The 23,043-nt window shown below is 60.9% G+C and carries 19 protein-coding genes; 3 read left to right on the top strand and 16 right to left on the bottom strand.

Annotated features, from left to right (window positions below; translation table 11 throughout):
- Positions 1-11: 11 nt before the first annotated feature.
- Positions 12-854, bottom strand: coding sequence for a transporter substrate-binding domain-containing protein (locus K5R88_RS01615; RefSeq protein ID WP_226299031.1), 843 nt, complete (start codon positions 852-854; stop codon positions 12-14).
- 253 nt (positions 855-1,107) lie between these two features.
- Here K5R88_RS01615 and K5R88_RS01610 point away from each other — a divergent pair, with 253 nt between their 5' ends.
- Positions 1,108-1,977, top strand: coding sequence for a LysR substrate-binding domain-containing protein (locus tag K5R88_RS01610; RefSeq protein WP_008032824.1), 870 nt, complete (start codon positions 1,108-1,110; stop codon positions 1,975-1,977).
- An 8-nt stretch (positions 1,978-1,985) separates the two neighbouring features.
- On the opposite strand, the gene K5R88_RS01605 is transcribed toward K5R88_RS01610, so the two are convergent.
- Positions 1,986-2,201: a TOBE domain-containing protein gene (locus tag K5R88_RS01605; protein WP_008032823.1), complete on the bottom strand. Its 216-nt coding sequence runs from the start codon at positions 2,199-2,201 to the stop codon at positions 1,986-1,988.
- A 775-nt stretch (positions 2,202-2,976) separates the two neighbouring features.
- Positions 2,977-3,171 carry a hypothetical protein gene (locus K5R88_RS01600; RefSeq protein ID WP_008032821.1) on the bottom strand — a complete coding sequence of 65 codons (195 nt, stop codon included), beginning with the start codon at positions 3,169-3,171 and terminating at the stop codon, positions 2,977-2,979.
- A 233-nt stretch (positions 3,172-3,404) separates the two neighbouring features.
- Between K5R88_RS01600 and K5R88_RS01595 the strand changes: the two genes are divergently transcribed.
- Positions 3,405-3,614, top strand: a complete 210-nt coding sequence (locus tag K5R88_RS01595) for a hypothetical protein (RefSeq protein ID WP_223452514.1) — start codon at positions 3,405-3,407, stop codon at positions 3,612-3,614.
- 157 nt (positions 3,615-3,771) lie between these two features.
- Here K5R88_RS01595 and K5R88_RS01590 read toward each other — a convergent pair whose 3' ends face one another.
- The 7 genes from K5R88_RS01590 to K5R88_RS01560 form a co-directional block, all read right to left on the bottom strand.
- Positions 3,772-5,415: a fatty acid--CoA ligase gene (locus K5R88_RS01590; RefSeq protein WP_226299030.1), complete on the bottom strand. Its 1,644-nt coding sequence runs from the start codon at positions 5,413-5,415 to the stop codon at positions 3,772-3,774.
- Positions 5,416-5,447: 32 nt separating this feature from the next.
- The gene (locus K5R88_RS01585) at positions 5,448-7,226 is read right to left on the bottom strand and encodes an acyl-CoA dehydrogenase C-terminal domain-containing protein (protein ID WP_226299029.1); all 1,779 of its coding nucleotides are present in this window, start codon (positions 7,224-7,226) and stop codon (positions 5,448-5,450) included.
- Positions 7,227-7,233: 7 nt separating this feature from the next.
- Positions 7,234-9,753, bottom strand: coding sequence for an efflux RND transporter permease subunit (locus K5R88_RS01580; RefSeq protein ID WP_226299028.1), 2,520 nt, complete (start codon positions 9,751-9,753; stop codon positions 7,234-7,236).
- A gap of 16 nt (positions 9,754-9,769) precedes the next feature.
- Positions 9,770-10,846, bottom strand: a complete 1,077-nt coding sequence (locus K5R88_RS01575) for a WD40/YVTN/BNR-like repeat-containing protein (RefSeq protein WP_226299027.1) — start codon at positions 10,844-10,846, stop codon at positions 9,770-9,772.
- Positions 10,847-10,943: 97 nt separating this feature from the next.
- Positions 10,944-12,302, bottom strand: coding sequence for a DUF1329 domain-containing protein (locus K5R88_RS01570; protein WP_008032811.1), 1,359 nt, complete (start codon positions 12,300-12,302; stop codon positions 10,944-10,946).
- 41 nt (positions 12,303-12,343) lie between these two features.
- Positions 12,344-14,347: a DUF1302 domain-containing protein gene (locus tag K5R88_RS01565; protein WP_226299026.1), complete on the bottom strand. Its 2,004-nt coding sequence runs from the start codon at positions 14,345-14,347 to the stop codon at positions 12,344-12,346.
- 128 nt (positions 14,348-14,475) lie between these two features.
- Complete coding sequence (locus K5R88_RS01560) at positions 14,476-15,042, bottom strand: RBBP9/YdeN family alpha/beta hydrolase (RefSeq protein ID WP_226299025.1); 567 nt, start codon at positions 15,040-15,042, stop codon at positions 14,476-14,478.
- Positions 15,043-15,397: 355 nt separating this feature from the next.
- Between K5R88_RS01560 and K5R88_RS01555 the strand changes: the two genes are divergently transcribed.
- Positions 15,398-16,441 (top strand): AraC family transcriptional regulator, encoded by a 1,044-nt coding sequence (locus K5R88_RS01555; RefSeq protein ID WP_008032805.1) that lies wholly within the window; start codon positions 15,398-15,400, stop codon positions 16,439-16,441.
- A 1,209-nt stretch (positions 16,442-17,650) separates the two neighbouring features.
- Here K5R88_RS01555 and K5R88_RS01550 read toward each other — a convergent pair.
- The 6 genes from K5R88_RS01550 to K5R88_RS01525 all read right to left on the bottom strand — a co-directional run bounded on the left by K5R88_RS01550 (position 17,651) and on the right by K5R88_RS01525 (position 23,039).
- Positions 17,651-18,661: a YeiH family protein gene (locus K5R88_RS01550; RefSeq protein WP_192226493.1), complete on the bottom strand. Its 1,011-nt coding sequence runs from the start codon at positions 18,659-18,661 to the stop codon at positions 17,651-17,653.
- Complete coding sequence (locus K5R88_RS01545) at positions 18,658-18,984, bottom strand: Rieske (2Fe-2S) protein (RefSeq protein WP_008043850.1); 327 nt, start codon at positions 18,982-18,984, stop codon at positions 18,658-18,660. Before K5R88_RS01545 ends, K5R88_RS01550 begins: the two co-directional genes overlap by 4 nt.
- The gene (locus K5R88_RS01540) at positions 18,981-19,643 is read right to left on the bottom strand and encodes a DsbA family oxidoreductase (protein ID WP_192226492.1); all 663 of its coding nucleotides are present in this window, start codon (positions 19,641-19,643) and stop codon (positions 18,981-18,983) included. Before K5R88_RS01540 ends, K5R88_RS01545 begins: the two co-directional genes overlap by 4 nt.
- Positions 19,640-20,959, bottom strand: coding sequence for an MFS transporter (locus K5R88_RS01535; RefSeq protein ID WP_008032908.1), 1,320 nt, complete (start codon positions 20,957-20,959; stop codon positions 19,640-19,642). Before K5R88_RS01535 ends, K5R88_RS01540 begins: the two co-directional genes overlap by 4 nt.
- A 91-nt stretch (positions 20,960-21,050) precedes the next feature.
- Positions 21,051-22,103, bottom strand: coding sequence for a 3-keto-5-aminohexanoate cleavage protein (locus tag K5R88_RS01530; protein ID WP_008032909.1), 1,053 nt, complete (start codon positions 22,101-22,103; stop codon positions 21,051-21,053).
- A gap of 87 nt (positions 22,104-22,190) precedes the next feature.
- Positions 22,191-23,039, bottom strand: coding sequence for a TauD/TfdA dioxygenase family protein (locus K5R88_RS01525; protein ID WP_223452505.1), 849 nt, complete (start codon positions 23,037-23,039; stop codon positions 22,191-22,193).
- Positions 23,040-23,043: the final 4 nt, after the last annotated feature.

The following is a 23,043-nucleotide window of genomic DNA, read 5'->3' as shown; positions in this document are numbered from 1 at the left end:
GATGAGTTGAATCAGGCGCCGTTGGCCTGAAACTTCTTTTGCAACTCGACCAGCGCCGGTGACGCGGGCGTGATGTGGTTGCGGGTCTGCGCCTCGATCAGCCAGCCGCTGCGGTGCAGCTCCTTGACGATCGGGTCGAGCCTGGCCTGGGTGTCGCTTTCGCCGCGACGGGTCCAGATCACCGAGGGCGCCGGGTTCAGTTCCGGGGAGATCGCCCGGTAGTCTTTCCATTCGGCACTGTCGGCGATCAATGGATTGACCAGCGTGGCGTCGTGCACTGCGGCGACGCAGTTATTGCCGCGCAACGCCAGCAAGGATTCCGACGAGCTCTTGAAAGCTTTGATCTCGACGCCCAACTCGGTGAGCGGCTTGACGTAGCTGCTGCCTTGCGAGGTGCAGACCGGCTGCCCCTTGAGGTCTTCCCAACGGCTGATCTTGCTGTCCTTGAGCACCGCCGCGGTGCCGCCGACCCGGTAAAACGGCGTCGGCACAAAACCGAGAATCTCGCCGCGTTCCGCCGTCCATTCCATGTTGGCGATCAGCAAATCGACTTTGCCCTGCTGCAAAAACTGCACGCGGTTGGCCGGCAAGACTGGGACCAGCTCCACTTCAGCGCCCAACTGGCGACCCAGTTCCTGAGCGAGTTCGACGTTCAAGCCGCGCGGCTTCTGGGTGACCGGATCAATCCCGCCAAACGGGCCGCCCGACAACAGCACGCCGACCGCCAGCGCATGACGCTGCTCGATCTTGTCCAGCGTCGCGTCAGCCTGGGCAGCCGTGCTGGCGGCCAGTGAGACCAGGGCGCCCAACATCACAGGTAATATTCGTTTTACAGGTGTGCGCTCGAACAACATGGTTTTCCCCCTCATGGATGATCGGCGTCCCCCGACCTGATGTGGGGGATCCTAGGTACAGCGTTGGTGTAACGGAAATTCAAATATCTAATATCGTTATAACTTGGCGTTTAGCGCTGAAAGACAGAATGGCTACAACCCCTGTATTTGTTGCTTAAAACCCCTTTCGCACTGAATAACTCAGAAAAAACACATAACGAGTCTTAATGCTTATGTTTAAACTCGTGATGTAAAAACAGCCCTGGAAACGCCCATGTCGACCCTGCCCACGCTTGATCTCGAATTGCTGCGCACTTTCATCGCGGTGGTGGATCACCACAGTTTTGCCGAGGCCGGCGCGCAACTGGACCGCACGCAATCGTCAGTCACCCAACACATGCAACGCCTGGAGCAACAGGTCGGGGTGAATCTGTTCGAGAAACGCGGGCGGCAAAAACAACTGACGGAAGCCGGGCTGCAGTTGCTGCGCCACGCACGGCAAATGCTCTCGCTCAACGACGAAGCCTTGAGTTCCCTGCGTGAAAGCAGCTTGAGCGGCGTGTTGCGCATCGGCTCGCCCCATGACATCGCTGACACGATCCTGCCGCCGATCCTCAGCCACATCGCTCGCTCGGCACCGCGCTTGCGCCTGGAAATCGACGTCGGTCGCAGCCCGTTCCTGATGGAAGACCTGCACCGGGGCAAGGTCGACATGGTGATTTCCACTCGCGAAGACCCGAACCTCGAAGGCTTTGCCTTGCGCACCTCGCCGGTGTGGTGGATTTGCTCGGCGCAATACCTGCACAACCCCGGCGAACCCTTGCCGCTGATTCTCGTGGATGAGCCAAGCATCTATCGGCGCTATGCACTGGAAGCGCTGGAACGCGCGAACATTCCCTGGCGTCAGGCGTACCTGGCGTCGAACCTGATCGGCATTAAAGCGGCGACGCGCGCGGGACTGGGGGTCACCCCCCGAAGCATGGAAATGCTCGGCCCGGACATGCGTGTGCTGGGTGAAAATGATGGATTGCCGCGACTGCCGGACGTCACTTACTACCTGTGGATCCGGCCTAACACCGCCAACCTGATCGCGCGCAAGGCCTATGACCTGATCCGCGCGAGCCAGGGCCTGTCGTTTTCTTGAGAGTCGATTCAGAGCTTGGCAATCGAGACCTCGGTGGATTTGACGAAGGCGATGACTTCGCTGCCCACCCTCAATTCGAGGTCGCGCACCGAGCGGGTGGTAATCACCGAGGTGACGATCCCGGATGCGGTTTGCACATCGATTTCCGAGACCACTTCGCCTTCGACGATTTCCTTGATGACGCCCTTGAACTGGTTGCGAACGTTGATCGCTTTGATGGTCATGATGCGGCTTCCTGTGTGATGTCGAACGCATCCGAACGGATGTGCAGGCGCCCAAAGTGCACCTCCCGGAACGACATTAAAAGGAATATATAATTATCTATTTATATCTTTTAGGAATATAAGACCTCGCCCGCATTTGCATGGCACGCCAAATCTGTAGGAGCCCGACTTGCTGGCGATGGCGATCTCACGGACGCCATCGCCGGCAAGCCGGCTCCTACAAAATCGCGGGGGGATTCGGGATTGAGGTTCACGCCAAACCTGTAGGAGCCCGGCTTGCCGGCGATGGCGGTCTTGCGGGCGCTATCGCCAGCAAGCCGGCTCCTACGGATCGGGGGTGTGTTCGGGATTGGGGGTTCTCGCCACACCTGTAGGAGCCCGGCTTGCTGGCGATGGCGATCTGGCGGACGCCTTCGCCGGCAAGCCTGGCTCCTACAAAATCGCGGGGGGATTCGGGATTGGGGTTCACGCCGAACCTGTAGGAGCCGGCTTGCCGGCGATGGCGGTCTGGCGGGCGATGGCGGTCTGGCGGGCACCTTCGCCGGCAAGCCTGGCTCCTACAACATCGCGGGGGATTCGGGACTGAGGTTCACGCCGAACCTGTAGGAGCCGGCTTGCCGGCGATGGCGGTCTGGCGGGCGCCTTCGCCGGCAAGCCTGGCTCCTACAAAATCGCGGGGGTGTTCGGGACTGGGTTTACGTCGGGTTAAGACAGGCATGAAAAAGCCCAACCTGAAGAGGTTGGGCCGAGGTATTGAACAGGCATGTGTTTCCGTTCACTGGCGCGTATCCATCATTTTGTCGGCGAGCGCCTTGGCTCTTTCAATCAACAGATTCTGCCTGTCCTCATGAGTGGCCCCTCCTACAACCGGCGCCGTCAGATTGCTTTCCGCAATCAGCGCAGCGCAAAAATATTGATCCCAGACAGCTTTGTCCGCGGACGTCTGTGCGGTCATTCGGTCGGCAATCATCTCCGGCTCCTCCTGATGAAGTAGCACTGCCAGTTTACGCCCGATTCAAGCACATCCAAATGTCACCATTCGTCGCTAATGTAGACGCGACAAAGAATTGCCACAGCCTCTGGCGCAGGGATTGCAATCGCCGGTCGTAATCGCCCGGAAACGACGTAATTCTGACGCGACAACCATCAAATCAATATTTTGGACGCCAGCCATGCGCTGGGTCTTTTACCCGGAGATGTAACGTGTCAACTCTCAACGAAATCGCAGCGAACCACGCGAAAATGGCGAAAAAACTGGCGGGAGAGTCGACCGAAATGTGTGAGCGACAGCCGCTCGTAGTGGGTGGGTTTGAGGTCACTTCCGTTGTTGATGAGCAACCCCATGTGCCAATGCACCTCATCGTTGCCGGGCAGGACAGCCACCTCGTCCAGGCTGCTGGCTACTTGCCCTGAGTTATTGCGACAGACTCAACGACATCGCCGCGACGTTTACGCAGACCTGAAACGAAAAAAGGGATCAAGCATCTGGATGCATGATCCCCTTTGACGGATATGAAACAGCGGACCTCGCGATCAGTGGTCAGGGTTGACGTAGCATCCGCCGCGCCTTTCAGCTCGATTCGCTTTCCCGGATGAGCTTCTTGTTAATCTTCCCGACGCTGGTTTTAGGGATCTCGGCGACGAACCTGAACCGCTTGGGGATCGCCCATTTATTGATACGGCCACGCTCGACAAACCCTTGCAGGTGCACCTCCAGCATCTTGCGGTCGAGGTATTGCCCAGGCTCGCACACCACCAGCGCCATTGGCCGTTCGCCCCATTGCTCGTCCGCAATGCCCACGACCGCGACTGACATGACGGCCGGGTGTTCGCTGATCAGGCTTTCCAGTTCCAGGGAGCTGATCCACTCCCCGCCCGTCTTGATCACATCCTTGATTCGATCTTTGATTTCCACCCCTCCCAAAGGGTCAATGGAGGCCATGTCGCCGGTGTGCAGCCAGCCGTTGTGCCAAAGCTCTGCCCCCTTTTCGGGCTCCTTCAAATAGCCTTGGGTCAACCAAGGCGCGCGCACCACGATCTCGCCCAGGGACTCTCCGTCATGGGCAACGTCATTGCCATTGGCATCGATGATTTTCAGGTCGACCATCGGCACGGTTGTGCCAGTCTTGATGCGGATCGCCAGTTGGGCTTGCGTGGATTGTGCGAGGTCTTCGTCGCGCAGGTAAGTCAGGCACAGCAACGGGCAGGTTTCCGACATGCCGTAACCGCTGTGTACCTGAATACCTTTGGCACTCGCTTCACTGGCGATGCCCAAGGTCAGCGCGCTGCCGCCCAGGAGCATTTTCCAGCCATCAAAACGAGTCCGCTGCGCTTCCTCGCAGTTCAGGATCATTTGCAGAATGGTCGGCACACAGTGGGAGAACGTGACCTTCTCCTCTCGATACAGCCTGACCAGGCTGTTGGGCTCGTAGCGGCCGGGGTAGACCTGCTTGATGCCCATCAGGGTGGCGACATAGGGCACACCCCAGGCGTGCACGTGAAACATCGGTGTGATCGGCATGTAGACATCATCGGAGCGCAGCAGCGGCAACCCCTGGTAGACGCCCAAAGTGCCCACGGCATTCAAGGTGTGCAAGACCAATTGGCGGTGGGTGAAATACACGCCTTTAGGGTCGCCGGTAGTGCCCGTGGTGTAGAAAAGGGTCGCCACCGAGTTTTCATCGAAATCGGGAAAGTCGTACTGGTCTGCGGCCCCGGCCAACAGGTTTTCATATTCCCCCAGCACCGGCAGCGACGTGGGAGTGGCTGTGTCGTCCGTAAGCTGCAAGTAACCTTTGACGGTGTTGAGCTGACCCTGAATCTGTTCAACCAGAGGCAGGAAATCGTCATGCACGAGCACCAGGTCGTCCTCGGCATGGTTCATGGTGAAGAGCACCTGATCCGGCGAAAGACGAATGTTCACGGTGTGCAGCACCGCGCCGATCATCGGCACGGCAAAGAAACATTCCAGGTAGCGATGGCTATCCCAGTCAAGCAGGGCCACCGTGTCCCCGGCCTTGACGCCGGCAGCGGTCAAGGCGTTGGCCAGCTTGCGTATCCGCTGGTTGAGCGTCTGGTAGCTGTAGCGCAGCTTGTCGGCATACACGATTTCCCGGCCCGGCTCGTAGCGCACGCCGGACAACAACAATTGCTTGATCAGCAAGGGATAGGCGTAGGCGCCGTCGGCGGGCGGAATTATTTTTGTCGCCATCATGGTTGTGGTTCCCGGTCCTTTTTTACGTGAGCTCAGAACTGCTCTGCATCCAATTTATAGAGGCATTCGCTGCCAGCCTTGGCCGACGCGCTCAACGAGTGGATACGTGGCAGCAGACGGGCGAAGTAGAAGCGTGCAGTGGCCAGTTTGCTGACATAGAACGCGTCCTTGGAATGCGTGCTCATGGCCGCTTTGGCCATTCGCGCCCACATGTAGGCGTACGCGGTGTAGCCGAACACGTGCAGGTATTCGACCGAAGCCGCGCCGATTTCATTCGGGTTGTTCTGGGCTCGGTCCAGCAACCATGCGGTCAGTTCGTCGAGGGTGTCGACGGCGGCGTTCAACGGTCTGGTGAACTCGCCGAGGTCAGCGCAGGCATTGGCGGTAAAGTTGCGGATTTCCGAAGCGAACAGCCGGTAGAGCGCCCCGCCGCTGCCGACGATTTTGCGCCCGGCCAGGTCCAGTGACTGGATACCGTTGGTGCCTTCGTAGATCTGGGTGATGCGCACATCGCGAACCAATTGCTCCTGGCCCCATTCGCGGATGTAGCCATGGCCGCCGAAGGCTTGCTGGCCATGCACGGTGGTTTCCAGCCCCATGTCGGTGAGGAACGCCTTGGCCACAGGGGTCAGAAGCGACACCAGTTCCTGGGCGCGGCTGCTGATTGACTCGTCTTCGCTGTACTTGGCGGTATCCAGCTGCAGGGCCACGTAGCTGGAAAACGCCCGCCCGCCTTCGTTCAAGGCCTTCATGGTCAACAGCATCCGTCGTACATCCGGGTGAACGATGATCGGATCGGCGGCTTTGTCCTTGTTCTGCGCGCCCCTCGGCGAACGGCTTTGCAGGCGGTCACGGGCGTATTCGACGGCGTTCTGGTACGAGCGTTCGCCTTGCGCCAGGCCCTGAATACCCACGCCCAGACGTTCGTAATTCATCATGGTGAACATCGCCGCCAACCCTTTGTTCGGTGCGTCGACGATCCAGCCGGTGGCGCCGTCAAAGTTCATCACGCACGTGGCGGAGGCCTTGATGCCCATCTTGTGCTCGATGGAACCACAGGACAGCGAGTTGCGCTCGCCCAGCGAGCCATCGGCATTGACCAGCACCTTGGGCACCAGGAACAGCGAAATGCCTTTCGGTCCCGCCGGTGCATCCGGCAAGCGCGCCAGAACCAGGTGAATGATGTTTTCGGTCAGGTCGTGCTCACCGCCGGTGATGAATATCTTGCTGCCGCTGATCTTGAAACTGCCGTCGGCCTGAGGTTCGGCACGGGTGCGAATCAGGCCCAGGTCTGTGCCGGCATGCGCTTCGGTCAGGCACATCGAGCCGGTCCAGGTGCCGTCGTACAGGTTCGGCAAGTAGGTGGCTTTCAGTGCTTCGCTGGCGTGAGCATTGATCGACAGGCACGCGCCGGCCGTCAGCATCGGGTACAGGCCGAAGGACAGGCTGGCCGAATTGACCATCTCTTCGACCTGGGCCGAAATGGCCTTGGGCATGCCCATGCCACCGAACCGTGGATCGCCACCTACGCCCACCCAGCCACCTTCGGCAAAAGCCTTGTAGGCGGCGGCAAAACCATCCGGTGCCGTCACCGAGCCATTGCTCCAGGTGCAGCCTTGTTCATCGCTGCTGCGGTTCAGCGGTGCAATCACTTCGGCGCTGATCTTGCCGGCTTCTTCGAGGATCGCGGCGGCCGTTTCTTCATCGATTACCTCGGCCAGGCCAGGCAATTTGGCCCACAACCGGGACACCTGGAAAACCTCGTTGAGTACGAAGTGCATGTCACGCAAAGGAGCTTTGTAATCAGACATCGTTGGCTTACTCGGAAGTGGTCAGGGCATGAGGCATGCCCGGACGTTGAGAGATTTCGGTGTTGTCGGCTTGCGCAACAGGGCCGGGCGCCAGCGCCCGTTCGCGCAACAGGAAATAAGACAGGGCAGGAATCAGCACCAGCGCACCCAGCATGTTCCACAGGAACATGAAGGTCAGCAGGATGCCCATGTCGGCCTGGAACTTGATCGGCGACCAGACCCAACACACCACGCCAGCCGCCAGGGTGATGCCCACCAGCCCGACCACCCGGCCGGTGAAGGACACCGCATTGCGGTAGGCCTGGGACAGCGGCAAGCCCTGGCGCTGGAAGTGCAGTTGCACGCTGAGCAGGTACAAGGCGTAGTCAACACCGATGCCCACGCCGAGGGCGATCACCGGCAAGGTCGCAACCTTTACGCCGATCCCCATGGCGACCATCAGCGCTTCGCAGAGGATCGAGGTCAGTACCAGTGGCAACAGCGCCACCAGCGTGGCGCGCCAGCTGCGGAAGGTGATCAGGCAAAACAGCGTCACTGCCGCGTAGACGTAAAGCAACATGGTGCGATTGGCTTCGCGCACGACGATGTTGGTCGCTGCTTCGATGCCCGCGCTGCCGGCCGCCAACAGAAACTGACGATCTTCGGTGCTGTTTTCCTTGGCGAACTTGTCGGCAATCGCCACCACCGCATCCAGCGTTTCAGCCTTGTGATCCTTGAGGAACGTGATCACCGGCATCAGCGAGCAGTTGTTGTTGAACAGCTCAGGCGAGTTGACCGAAGCCTGCTGCGCGGCGTAGTTGAGCACGTCCTGGTTGCGCTGGATGCTGTTGAGCTTGGGGTTGCCTTCATAGGTGCCAGCAGTGATCTGCCGCACGGCGTTGACCAGCGAGGTCGTCGCCTGCACGCCTGGATACTGTTGCAGCTCCCAGGCCAAACGATCGGCAAGAACCAACGTCTTGTAGTTCAGGCAGCCTTCCGGCGCAGTCTTGATCATCACCGCAAACAGGTCGCTGGACAGCGCGTAATGCTGGGTGATGTAGGCGTTGTCGCGGTTGTAGCGCGAGTCGGCACGCAGCTCCGGCGCACCGCTTTCCAGATCGCCGATCTTCAGGTTGAGACTGACCATGAAGCCGCCGATGCCCATCAACACGGCGACCAATACTGCGCCGGTCGCCCACTTGGCGGTGGTGAAGCGGTCGAGCAGGTCCCAGAGTTTGCCAAAGCCCTTGTGGTGTTCGGCGCGGGTGTCGATTTTCAACGCGCGTTCGGCAGCCTTGGCACCAACACCGACATAGGACAGTGCCACCGGCATCAGCAACAGCGAGGTGAAGATCAGCACCGCGACGCCGATGCTGGCGGTGATCGCCAGGTCCTGGATCACCGGAATGTCGATCAGCATCAGCACCGCGAAACCCACGGCGTCGGCCAGCAACGCGGTGACGCCGGCAATGAACAGGCGGCGGAAGGTATAGCGCGCGGCGATCAACTTGTGAGTGCCTCGGGCGATGTCCTGCATGATGCCGTTCATCTTCTGTGCGGCGTGGGACACACCAATGGCGAAGATCAAAAACGGCACCAGCACCGAGTACGGGTCGATGGCATAACCGAGCCAGGCGACGATACCCAGTTGCCAGACCACCGCAATCAGCGAGCAGCCGACCACCAGCAACGTGCTGCGCACACAACGGGTGTAGGCATAGATGATCGCCAGCGAAGTGATGACCGCCAGGCCGAAAAACATCATCACCTGAATCAGGCCATCGATCAGGTCGCCCATCAGTTTGGCGAAGCCGATGACCCGAACCTTGTATTGGCCCTTGCCCTCTTCCCCGGATTTGCGCGCCGCGCTGTCGCCGGCGAATTCGATCTTGTCGCGCAACTGCTCTTCGAGCATCTGCGAGAACGCGTGATAGTTGATGGGCTGACCACCGGCGGCGGCTTTGTCCAGCAGCGGCACGATCAGCATGCTCGATTTGAAGTCGCTGGCCACCAGGCTGCCGACCAGACCGGCGCGGGAGATGTTCTGGCGCAGTTGCTCGATTTGTTCAGGCTGGCCGGAATAGGTATCGGGCATCACCGGGCCACCCTGGAAACCATCCTCGGTGACTTCGGTCCAACGCACCGCCGGGCTCCACAGGGATTTCATCCACGCGCGGTCGACGCCGTCGGTAAGGAACAGCTGGTCGTTGACCTGCTTGAGTACGTCGAGGTAAGCGGGGTCGAAAATATCACCCTGGGTGTTCTCGACCACCACGCGCACCGAGTTGCCCAGGCCACGCAGCGACTGACGGTTCTCCAGGAAATTCTGGATGTACGGCTGGCTCTGCGGAATCATTTTTTCGAAGCTTGGGCGCAGCTCCAGGCGTGTCACGGCCATGAAACCCAGCACCACGGTGGCCATTGCCATCAGCAGCATGAACAGCGGCCGATAGTTGAACACCCACCGTTCGAGGAGGTTGCCGGAGTGCTGGTCGAAATCCCGCAGGTCGCGGATTACCGGCATGGCGTCTTGTTTGATATTGCCCATGTCTGGGTTCTCGCTCTTAGGGTTCGAGGGCTAGCGTCTGGGCGCCACGGCTGCCCGCGACCACCAACGCACCAGCAGCGGACTGGGTAACACCGGCGATCGGGGTCGGCACCGGTTGGCGCAACAGGTGCAATTGCGCGCCCGTGCCCTGGCTGACCAGCATCTGCCCACCCTGGGTGAACAGACGGTAGTCGCCACGGGCACCGATCAGGCCAGCGGTGATGCTGACGTGCAGGCCGGTGTCGAGTGCCGCCCAGTTATGGCCGCCATCGGTGCTGCGCAGGACGTTGCCGCGCAGGCCATAGACGAGCGCTTCGCCAGGCTTGCCGAGCACGCCGAAAAAGCTGCCTTGATACGGCGTCGGCACGGCGCTGAAGCGTTGGGTGTGGTCATCCCATTTGAGCAACAGGCCTTGTTCGCCGGCGATGTACAACGCGTCGCCGGTGGAAGCGATGGCGTTGAGGTGGAAACCTTGCGGGTTGTCTGTGCGATCCTGAAATGGTGTCCAGCTCTGGCCGCCGTCCTCGGTGCGCAGGATCAGGTTGAACACGCCGACCACATAACCGACTTTGTCGTTGGCGAACCATGTGTCGAGCAGCGGTTTGTCTGCGCCCTGCTCGATCAACCGCTGGCCTTCGGCAACCAGCAACGGCCATTGTTCATTGCCCGGTTCGGCACTGGCCAACGCCGTGTAATGCTTGACCAGCAAGGCGCCGATCTGGCGGCCATCGAGCTGCTTTTGCCAGGTCGCGCCGGCGTCGCTGCTGTGCAGCACCACACCGTCGTTGCCCACCGCCCACCCTTGGGTGGTGGTCGGAAAATTCACCGCCGTAAGATCGGCACTGACCGGTACCGCTGCCTGCTGCCAGTGCTTGCCGGCATCATCGGAAAACAGAATATGGCCACGCTGGCCGACGGCGACCACGCGTTCACCGGCGCGAGCCATGCCGGACAACGGACTGTTGATGGCCAAGGCACTGACTCTGGCGGGCAGGTCCAGCACATCGACGTAATCAGCCGCGACGGTGACGCCCTGCAACAGGCCGAGCACAACGCCAAACGCCACCTGCAAATAATTCTTATACGAACACATACCGCGTCCTCTTCGGAAAACCTGGCGCCCACGCCGTCGGCGCACGGCCCACCGCCTTGTGAGCGGTGGACCTTGTAGGCGCTTTTTTGCGGTTGGCTTAGCGAATGCCGCTGCCGGCCAGGGATTCCGACGACCATTGGGCCTTGGAAAGCGGATCGATGTACTTGATGCCGCCATAAGGCCCGACCACGCCGTTGATGTTGTAGGAACCACCGACCAGGTCGTAAATCATGAAGGGCGTGGAATCCGGGACCTGCTTGTCGTAGCTCTGGCTGAGGAAGGCGAAGGAGCCACGGTACAACTGACCACGAGCGTCGTATTGATCCGAGGCCAGAGCGGTCCAGCTGTCTTCATCAAGGTAGAAGCGGCGCTTCTGATAAATGTGGCGGGAGCCGGCCTTGAGGTTGCCCTCCACCACCCAGACGCGGTGTTTTTCCCAGCGCACGAAGTCCGGTGCCAGGTGATTGGCGGTGGTCAGCGACTTCGGATCCTGGGCGTAGGTCAGCTTGTAGGTGTTGTAGGGCACAATCATTTCCTGCTTGCCCACCAGCTTCCAGTCGTAACGGTCCAGCGCACCGTTGAATACGAAAACATCGTCGTAGGTGCCCGCGCCGGCGGTGCCTGGGTTAGGCGTGTCGTAAGCCAGGTTCGGTGCCAGTTTGACCCGACGTTGACCCGGCAAGTACTGCCAGGCACGGCGCGGTTGCTGCAGCGGGTTGGCGGCGTCCTTGAGCATCACCGCTTCACCGGCCCGGCGCGCAGGGCCGGTGTACGACAGCTTCATCTGGTAGTACACGTCGGCGCTGCTGATCGGCTGCGCCAGGTTTTCGTAGATCGGGTAGGAGATGAACGCCTGCCCGGTGGTGGCCAGGCTCGGCACGCCGGCGGAGTCAACGTTCCAGGAGTCGTACTTGGAGTTGATGCTCACGCCTTGATAGCGCAGCAGGAAGTTCCACATCGCTTCGCTGCCCGATTGCGGGATCGGGAACGGTACGCCCGGCAGCACGTTATCGATGGCCAGACCGCCTTCGAGGGACTTGGCGCCGCTGGCATTCTTCACGCCGTTATCGAGGATGGCTTTTGGCAGCGAAACGGTGCGGTGGGTCGGGTATACATCGACACGGTAAGTCGGGAAACGCTTGGCCAGTTCCACCGTGGTAGCACTGAGCATGCCCTTGTACTGATCGACGTTTTTGCCGTCGATCACCAGCAACGGTTTTTCACTGGCATACGGATCCGGGCGCATGCTGTCACCGGATTTGAAACTGGCCGGCGGCGTGGTCAGGCCACCGTCGTAGGCGGGGATGGAACCATCAGCGTTCCCGGCCTTTTCGGCGCCCACCAGGGTCAGGCTACTGCCCAACTTGGCAGCGTCCTGGGTTGAAACAGCGGCCTGTGCCTGAGCGGCCAGGACCATGGCCAGCGAAGCGGCCAACACGGTTTTTGCGAATTTCATCTTGTTATTCTCCTGCTTGCATTGAGCAAATCAGTGTTGAATCAAAAAGTGGTTTTCATCGTCAGGTAAACGGCGCCACGGTCCTCAGTCGTTGCACCACCACCGGAAAAGGCTGAGTAGCCACCGGCGAAACAGGCGTAGTTTTCGTTACCGCTAAAGGCGTTCGGCGCAGCGCCGTCACCTCCGGTCGGGCCGGTACTCACACCACTGACATTGCACTTGTCGGTCTTGCCGAAAGAGTCCACGTACTTCAGGTCGACAAAGTATTTGTTGTACACAACGGCCCCGAGACCGATGGCGTAGTTACCGGTGTCTTTGGCACCGCCACCGGAGACCGGTGAAACGCCATCGAGACCGACGTTGATGGACATCGGCGCGTTGAGGTCGACACCGGGAAACACCTGGTACCAGGTCGGTGTGAAGTTGACCGCGATGCCCCAGTTGTCCCGGGTCGGCGCGTCGATGCCGTGGTAGGTACCCTTGCCCTTATAGAGCGCCTCATTCTTGCTATCGAGCTTGAGCAGGTTGCTGTAATACAACTCGCCAAGCAGGGTTGCCGAATCGAATACAGGCGTTTTGGCAATCGTCATCAGACCGTTGAGCGTCCAGTGCAAGGTGTCGCCGGTGGCGGCCATGCTGTCGCCCTTCTGCGGGGTGTCATAAACCACGCCGGTGGCAGCCGTACGCGCCGGCAACAGGCCAAGACCCGCGCCCAGGCCCAGCGGACTGTTAGTGCTGACAACGGCCGGAATACTCGCCAGCGGCATGTTGTGACGAATGTTCAGGTCCGAACCCACGCTCACCCCGCCCACATCCTTGGACAGGCTCAGGCCAACGATCTTGATGTTGTCGGCATAGGCCATTTGATAGGTGGCGGTGCTCAGCGAGTTGAGCGTATTGATCACTGCGGGCACTTGCCCTGCCGGGCGAGTTCCGTTCGGGTTGGCCGAGCTCAGGCCTCGGGCATCCAGCCAGGCTTGCGGGAGGATTTCCGAGGTTTCGCGGTAGTAAACGCCGAGGGTGCCGTCCAGCCAGGCTGGCGACCACTTGGCCATGAGGCCCCAGTCGCCGCGCTTGTCCGGCGTCAGGTCATGCCCGCGACGCACGTTGGTCAAGCCGTTGCACGGCGCCAGGCCGCAACCCAGAGGGCTGCCAGGCACGACAGCATTAGTGTTACCCAGCAGGAACGACTGCGCGCCGAAACCGACCAGGTCGGAGCCGCCGTAGTAGGTGCCGGCTTCCGGCAGGCGTGCGGCGTCCCAGTCGAGAAAGTACTGGGCGGCCACGGTCAGTTCGGGATTGATCGTGAAGGACATCGACAGCTGATTGCGCGGAACGAACAGCTCCTTGGCTTCGGTACCCGGCGACGCGGCCAGCTTGGCCAGGTCCAGGCCGGACTGGCCGTAGCTGATCGAATGCACCGGGTTGAGAATGGTCTCGCCCCAGAACACGTTGTGCTGGCCGGCCTTGAAGCTCAGCATCGACTCCTCGCCCACTTCGGTGCTGTAGAACACGAAGGCGTCGAGGATTTCGCCGGACGGGCCGGTGTAGTAACGCTGGGCATAGTTGCTCAGGTGCGGGCTGCCGTTGCCGACGTTGTCATTGGTGACCCCGGCCAGGCGCGGGTCGTTGGCGACCAGGCCCGAGGTTGAACCGTTGCCGTTGACGAACGGGTTCGAATTGGAACCGGTGTTCTCGTAGGCCTTGTCGTACCAACTGGCGGCGCTGACGCGAAAGCCCATGTGGTTCTGGTACACCACGTCCATCTCGGTCAACAGGTCGACGCGGTTGGTGATGTTGGTCCCGGCCTTGCGGAAGTTGTAGTCGCCGTCGTTGTTGTTCGGCGTGCCCAACATGCGCTTGTCCGCGCTTTCAGTGCGTACGCCATAGTTGTACTTGATGGTGTTATCCAGGCGAACGGTCCAGTCCGGGTTACCTGTCTCGATCTCTGCCGCATGGGCCATCGGCACCGTTGCCGCGAGAATGGCTGAGGCCAGCAAGGTGTAGCGTGAAGCGGTGAACCCGTGACTCTTATTGTTGTGCATTGCGTTGTCTCCGCCATTTTGTATTTGTTTTAAGCGCAGCCGCCCTCGCGCACCCTCTTGTTCCAGGGGTTTGCGTTTTTCAGGAGTGAGGGCAAATGCCGGATGGCGCGAGCCAACCGGCGCCTGAACTAGCGATCCAGCTCGAGGATGAGGGCTTCGGCTTGCGGCCAGTGCCCGTACCCGGCAGCAGGATTGAGATGACCGACGTCACCCAGATTGAGCAGTTCGCTGCCCCAGCCTTCGGCCATGTGCGTGACAGCTTCCAGGCTGGCGAGGTGATCGTTGGTGCTGGCGGCCACCAGACTGCGGAATGGCAGCGGGCCATTGGGTAGAGGGTCCCAACCCTGGCTACGCAGGGTTTCAGGCGATGGGTAGCCTGACGGCCAAGGGGCATCGAGGTCAGGTGGAGCGGCCAGCAGCGCGCCCTTGATCGGCCGGCGGTAGTGCGCGGCCCAGTGCGCGACCATCAGTACGCCGGCGCTATGGGCGACCAGGATCACCGGCCCGTCGATCTGCTCCAGCGCGTGCTGGATCGCTTGCACGCGCTTGTTGCAATCGAGCTTGTCGGTCTCCTGCGGCGGCACACTACGTACCTTGCTCAGCTTGGCTTCAAGCAACGTCTGCCAATGTTCGGCAACGTGCTCGCGCAGGCCCGGTACGATCAGAACGGTTGCGGCAGTTTGCAGTTTGTCCACTTCAGCACCTACGCTTTCTCGATGACTCGACTGGCTCTGTGGCCAGGGGCTTTTTGTAGGACTGACATTAAAGAGCGCCCACCCCAGGCGCTTTTCATTGGACGTCAGGCACTTTTCTTTTCATGACAGATTTCCAGGTATTGGCGCGCGCCGACCACTGGTCGAAAATCCCCACAGGTTCTCTGCAGCTCACTGTAATCAATGGGTGTGCGTCGATTGCTCCACGACAACGGAGGTGATTGCGGACAGAAACTGGCGAGCGCCCTCGACAACATCACAACTGTTCAATCGCTGATGTGCTGGATATAGTCGCCACGCTCATCTGAATCGCAACCGGCCCAGGAAAGACCTTCGCATGCCCAAGCTTGTTCGCGCCGCCGTCTTGACCAACTACCTGGAGGTTACTCAATACCTGGGGTTCAACCCGCGCGATGTACTGGCCGGCGTCGGCTTGAGCAAAGCCCTGCTGCAAGCCCCTGAACATCGCATTCCCATCGATGCCGCCGTGCGTCTGCTGGAGGATTCAGCCGCCGCCAGCGGCTGCCAGAACTTCGGCCTGAGCATGGCCGAGTCGCGCCAGCTCTCGGACTTCGGCGTGGTCAGCCTGCTGCTCAGCCATCAGCGCACGCTGCGTGATGCCTTGCAGGTGGTGGTGCATTACCGGCACTTGATGAATGATTCGCTGGCCATCTTCATTGAAGAGGCCGGCAAGATGGTGATCATTCGCGAAGAGGTGGTCACCGACTCGCCGATGCCCAGTCGACAGGCCACCGAGCTTGCCATCGGCGTGATGTTCCGACTGTGCGCCGCCCTGCTCGGCTCTCACTGGCATCCCTACAGCGTCAATTTCACTCACCAGCCCCCCGACAACCTTCAACTGCATCGTCGCCTGTTCGGCTGCACCCTGGAGTTCGGCAGTGAGTTCAACGGCATCGTCTGCGCAGGTGCCAGTCTGGACATGACCAACGCCAATGCCGACCCGGCCATGGCCCGCTACGCCCAGAGCTACCTCGATTCGCTGCAAAGCCACCAAGGCACTTCGATGCTGTTCGAAGTGCGCAAGGCCATCTACCTGCTGCTGCCCATGGGCCGCGCCACCATCGAGCAAGTCGCGCAGAGCCAGGGCATGAACGTTCGCACCCTGCAACGTCGCCTGAAGGATGATGGCTGTGCGTTCAACGATGTGATCAACGATGTGCGCCGCGACCTGGTGCTGCGTTATCTGGACAACCCGAATTACACGCTCGGTCGCATTGCCGACATGCTTGGCTACTCGATGGCGAGTTCGTTTACGCGGTGGTTCATCAGCCAGTTCGGCATGCCGCCGGCGACGTGGCGGGTGCAAAAGCAAGGTTCGGCAAAAGCCCCGACGGACGCTGCCCCGCCCAAACCCTACTGATATCGCGCCTGTTGTAGGAGTGAGCCAGACAGCCGACCAATCTCTTTCAGGTGTACATATCCATTCCTGCGGTAACGGCCGCTATGGGTTTCGCCCTTACGGCGAGTCACTTGCAGAAGCGGCAAGTAACCAAGCGCTCTTGCCCCTTTCGTTCGGTGCCTCGCCTAGGCTCGGCATGCCCTCGCTCCGGCCCTGCTCCGTGGGCCCGCCGCCATCGGCCATCCATGGCCGGGGGCGGCTAACCCGGCATCCATGCCGGGTTGCCCACTGCGCAGAACCTGCGCTCGGCCTCTCGAGGGGGCGCTCAGATCAAAAGCGGAAGGCGAGCTAACGCTCGGCCTGATGAGTGGTGGAAATCAAAAGCGTATGGGATTCCCTGTAGGAGCCGGCTTGCCGGCGAAAATCGTCTGGACACCGCGTTCATTCAGACAGCCCGCGTTATCGTTGACGTCCATCGCCAGCAAGCTGGCTCCTACAATTTTGACCGTGTGAACCCGATCCCGTGTAGGAGCCGGCTTGCTGGCGATGGCGTCCGTCCAACCAACACATTAATTGTCTGACCCACCGCTATCGCCAGCAAGCCGGCTCCTACAGGGGAGCGGTGTACATGCTCGGAATGAGTGAGCGCAGCAGAGAAGGAGAACGCGTACGCAAATGAGCCAGGTCGGCTTTCAGGCCGCCTCGGCGGCTGTGGCGGTGGTCGCCCCCTCGAGAGGCCGAGCGCAGGTTCTGCGCAGTGGGCAACCCGGCAAGGATGCCGGGTTAGCCGCCCCCGGCCAGGGATGGCCGATGGCGGCGGGCCCACGGAGCAGGACCGGAGCGAGGGCATGGCGAGCATTAGCGAGCCACCGAACGAAAGGGGCAGAAGCGCTTTGGTTACTTTCGCGCTTTTCGAAAGTGACTCGCCGTAAGGGCGAAACCAATAGCCGCCATCACCGCAGCAATGGATATGTACTCAGACAACAATCCCCCACAAGCTTTGACACAGCATGGATCAACGTCGGCAAAGACACCGACGGAGGTCAACGATGACGTGGGAAGCTTGGCCTCTGGCCCTTCCCTGGCGAGCTTGCACCGGGCAAAAAAAACGGCGACTGCTGGCACAGTCGCCGAAAAAAACCGGTGTTGTCGACACCGGTCGAGGACACCACCACAGTGAGGAGTCAACCGCGGTGCAGCCCTCTGTCAAAAAGCGTTATGCGTCGGGTGTCAAAAGCCCCAGTGCAGCAACAACAGCACCAGCACGACGAGAAACACCGTCTCCCCCACCATCAACAGGATCGGCTTGATACCCACCGCCGCCAGCTCCTTGAGCTGGGTCTTCATGCCCAGGGCACTGATGGACACCACCAGGCACCAGCGCGACAGCTCATTGATCGAGCCCTGCACCACCGGGGCCACCCAGCCGGTGCTGTTGATGCACGCCAGCAACAGGAAACCGACGGCGAACCACGGCAGCAACGGCGGTCGCTTGCCGGTCGGATCGGCGCCCTGCATGCGGGTGATCATCGCGGCGGTGACGATCACCGGCAGCAGCATGGCGACCCGCATCAGCTTGACCACCGTGGCCGTATCGCCAGTCTCGGTCGACATGCTGTAACCGGCGCCGACCACCTGGGCCACGTCATGGATGGTCGCCCCGAGAAACACCCCGGCCACTTGCGGCGACAGTTGCAGCCAATTGGCAATCATCGGGTACACGATCATCGCCAGAGTCGACAGCGCCGACACCCCAATCACCGTGAACAAGGTCGCGCGTTCTTTCTGCGGATGATTGGGCAGCGCTGCCGCCAGCGCCAACGCGGCCGATGCACCACAAATCGCGGTAGCCCCTCCGGTGAGCATGCCGAACAAACGCTGGAAGCCCAGCGCCTTGGCCGCGATCACCGACACGCCGATGGTCACCACCACCAGAATCACCACCAGCGCCACTGGCTTCCAGCCCAGCGCAGCCATCTGTTCGAGAGTGATGCGCATGCCCAGCAGCGCCACGCCGATGCGCAACACAGTGCGCGCCGTGAACTCGATGCCGGCCTTGCAGGCACCGTCGCCGGCCAGAAAATTCAGGGCCATGCCCAATAGCAAGGCAAACAGCATCACCGGCGCACCGTAGTGCTCGGACAAAAAGGACGCGGCCGCCGCCACGATCAGACTGACGACAAAACCCGGCGCCAGTTCGCGCGTTCGGCTGTGGATACGGGTGAGAGCGATGGCGTTCATGGCGCGGCCTCCTCGGGAACAATGACGATGAATGCCTGGCCGTCGATGATCTCGACCGGGTAGTTGGCGACTTTGACTGCGGTGGAATTGAGCAGGTAACCGCTGCGCAGATCGAAGCGCAGACCATGGGCGCAACACTGAATCACTCGCCCCTCAAGACGCCCGCCACACAGCGAGGCGCCCTGGTGCGGGCAACTGTCGTCGATGGCGAACAAGTCACCTTCGACGTTGAACAGCGCCAGGCTTTTGTCATCGAATTCGAACAGTGCACGACCGCCGACCTGCGGGTGTTTGCCGGCAGGCACGGGGATACGCCGGGTCATACAGGTTGCCGCTCGTAATCACTTTCTTTCAGTGCCTGGCTCATGGCCCCGAGCAACACCGCTGCAGGTTGCGCGCCCACCACCGTCATGCGGCGATCGAACTGAAAGCCCGGTACGCCACTGCTCGCCTCGGGTGATCCGGCAAATGGCGTGGCGTCGCCCGTCAGGCAGTCAGCCAAGACCTGCGCATCAATGCCGCAGGAGCGGGCAATGGCGAGCAAGGTCTCGCGGCAACCAAGGTTTTCGCGTTTGCGGAAATAAGCGGCGAACAGCCGCTCAAGCAACATTTCACTCTGGGCAGCGTTGCCCAGCGCGCTGACCCGCTCGAACAGGCGATGGGCGTCTGCGGTATTGGGCATCGTCTCGATCTGGCCGAGGTCGATGGTCAGTCCAACCGCCGCGGCAGCCTTTTGTACCTGGGCCTGGCGCATGGTCATGGCATCGGCATTGCCCAGGCGCTTGCGGTAGAAATCGACGAAGGGCTCACCCTCCAACGGCAACTGCGGCAGCAACTGCACGCCATGCCACTGCGTGCTGATCTGCACATCCGGATGGCGACTGCGAAACTGTACCTGCGCATGCTCCAGTTGGCGTTTGCCGATCAGGCACCAGGGGCAGATAAAATCGAAAAACACATCAATCTGTAGACGACGACTCACAACTTCACCTCTAACCCGGCCTGGCTGACGGGGTCAGGCACGCGCTGACCCTGAAGGCGGGCAATATCTTTGTGGTAATGACACTTGGCATAAAAGAACACGGCCGCTGCCGCGAGGCTGACCAATGGCACCAGTTGGAAAGCGGCATGCAGGCCGATGAGGTCCGACACCCTTCCTGTGATGAACGGCCCCGGCGCCAGTCCCAGCATGTTGTTGGCCAATGTCAGCGTGGCGAAGGCCGTGCCATGGACCGAGTAATGGGTCAGGTTGGCGACCATCGCGCCAGCCGGGCCGGTGGTGCCGGTGGCAATCAGCATGCCCAGGCAAATCAGTGCCAGTTGCATAGGTCCTGCCGTCATTGCGAACGCCGCCGACAGCAGCAGGCAACTGCCCAGGCAAAAGGCGATGGCCAGGCTGACCTTGCGTTCCGGCGAGTTGCGACACAGCCGATCACTGAGCATGCCGCACACAATCATCCCCGCACCGCTGCACAGCACGATGATCGCCGCCATGGCGCCGGCTTTGTCCGTCGGCATGTCGTAGTAGCGATTTAGGTAGCTGGGAATCCACACCATCACCGTGCCGCCGACGAACAGCTGCAAGCCGCTGGCGACGTAGGTCGCTACCACTGAACGACTGGACCACAGCGTACGCAGCGGACGCTTGGCCCCCGCGACAGCCTTGGCGACCCGTTGCGGTGCGATGCGCGCTTCCTTGACGATGATCGGATAAAGCATCGCCAGCACCAGGCCAAACAACGCCATGCCGGCGAACGACCAGCGCCAGCCTAGCTTGGCCGCGATGGCACCGCCCAACGCCATGCCCAGCACCGAGCCGAACATGCCGCCCGCCATGAACGCGCTGGCCAAGGTGGCGCGCATGTGTTTCGGGAACACCGAAATCACCACGGCGATACCGACGCTGCCATAAGCCGCTTCACCGACGCCGACCATGAACCGGGCAATGAACATTTGCTGGTAATCCTGCGCCAATGCGCAGCCCAGCGTGGCCAGGCTCCACAGCAACGCCATCAGCGCCAGGCTCTTGACTCGTCCAAAGCGGTCAGCCATCAACGACAGCGGGAATGTCAGCAGGCCGACCATCAAGGCAACGATGCCGCTGAGCAACCCGAGCTGGCCGTCGCTCAGGGCCCACTCGCTCTTGAGCAGCGGGAACACCGCGTTCAGCACCTGGCGCGACATGTAATCGGAAATCAACAGGCCGAACGTCAATGCAAAAACGATCCAGGCATATTGGCGCGAAACGCCGACGCAACCTGCGTCGTCATCGTCAGCGGCGATTGGGTGAAAGGCCATGCAGCCTCCTCAATGCTTTTATTTATTGTTGTTATCAAGCGTGTTGCAGTGCGGTGGACGAGAGGTTGCGGCCCCTCGTCCGGACCGCCGGTCAGCCGCGTTGCGGCACACCCTTTTGCCCAGCCTTGCGGTTGGGGGCCATACCGTTGGCCAACAGGGTCTGCTCGATGCTGTCGTACTTCACACCGATGCGATAAATCTCGCGGGCTTCTTTGCCCGTGGCGATTTCGCGACCCAGTTCATGGGCAATGCGCACGGTTTGCTGGATCTGCGCCACCGAGCCGAAGCGATCACCCTTGTGATCAATGATAGTGTCTTCATTGCCCACGCGTGGGTGCATGCCCATGGCCATCGACATGGTGTTGAACGGCATGACGTTCTTGAGCAGCGACTCGGAGGTCAGGGTGCAGCCGTTCGGCGCGCGGTGGATGAAATTGAAGAAGTTGAACGGGTTCGGGCCGTCGAAACCGCCACCGATGCCGATCCAGGTCAGGTTCAGCGGCCCCTTGTAGATGCCCTTGCGCACCAGGCGCTCGAGGGTTTCCAGGGCATGCATGCCGGTCAGCTGGAAGTGCGGCTGGATGTCGTTGTCCATCAGGCGCTTGAGGTGCTCGGCAACCCAGGCCGGGCCGGCCGGCACGGTCATTTCGCTGTAGGCAGCCTGGATCAACGGGTTAGCCAGTGAGGTACCTTCCAGGTATTGCGGATACAACAGCTCCATGATGTTCATCTGGGTGGTGTTGATCGCCACCGTGACCTGATCCGGTTTTGGCGTCAGCTCGGCCAGCATGTGGCGGGTATCGTCGGACAGCCACTTGGCGGCTTCGCCATCACTTTCCGGGGCGAAGGAAATCGAACCGCCGACCTGGATGATCATGTCCGGCACCGCTTCGCGCACACCGGCAATCAGCTCGTTGAACTTCGACAGGCGCTTGGAGCCCTTGCCGTCCAGTTCACGCACATGCAGGTGCAGCACGGTGGCGCCGGCTTCATAGCAATCGACCGCTTTCTGGACTTGCTCGTCCATGGTCAGCGGGATGTCTTCCGGGAAATCTTCAGGCATCCATTCCGGGCCGTACGGGGCCACGGTGATGACTACTTTTTCCATGTTTTCCGGGTGCAGGGAATCGTCGAAGAATTGCATGATTTACTCCACTTTTTATGATTGTCCCGCCCACCCGGGATCGTGCCGGGCAGACGTGTTTACGAGTGCGTATGCAGAAAGGGTCGATCAGTAGGTCTTGTCGCCGATGATCCCGGCGCGCTCCATCTTGCGATGGCACGGCGGGTAATCCATGACGGCGTAGTGCTGGGTACTACGGTTGTCCCAGATGGCGATGCTGTTGGGCTTCCAGCGCCAGCGCACCTGATACTCGGGGATGTACGCCTGGCTGATCAGGTAGCGCAGCAATTCGCTGGCGCCGGGGTTGGCGTCCTGGCCGAAGCGGACCCGCTCAGAGGTGTGGTAGTTGCTGATGTGGGTGGTGAAGGCGTTGACGAACAGCACCTTCTCGCCGGTTTCCGGGTGGGTGCGCACCACCGGGTGTTCGGCGTCCGGGTACATCGCCTTGAGCGCCAGGCGTTTCTCGATCGGCATCGCCGCACCGAAACTCGCTTCGATGCTGTGACGGGCACGCAGGTCGGCGATTTTCACCTTCACGTCTTCCGGCAAACGCGCATAAGCCTCGACCATGTTGGCCCACATGGTGTCGCCGCCGACCGGCGGGCATTCCACGCAGCGCAACACGCACCCCATTGGCGGCGCCTCGCGCCAGGTGGCGTCGGTGTGCCAGGCGTTTTCATAGCGGTCCATCGGCTGGTCCGGATTCTTGTAGATGCGCACCAGCCCCGGATGATCCGGATCGCTGCCGGCCACCGGATGGTCTTCCAACTCACCAAAGCGGCGAGCGAAGGCCACGTGCTCGTCGCGAGTGATGTCCTGATCACGCAGGAACACCACCCGGTGCTTGAGCAACTGGGCACGAATCTCGGCAAACAGACCGTCGTCATGCACCGCGTCGGCGAGGTTCACGCCGATCAGTTCGGCGCCGATGTTGCAGGTCAATTGTTCGACTTTCATGGCT

Source organism: Pseudomonas sp. MM213 (genome assembly GCF_020423045.1).
Classification (GTDB): Bacteria; Pseudomonadota; Gammaproteobacteria; order Pseudomonadales; family Pseudomonadaceae; genus Aquipseudomonas; species Aquipseudomonas migulae.
Note: the sequence above shows the minus strand (reverse complement) of the source record. Positions and strands in the feature narration are given on the sequence as shown.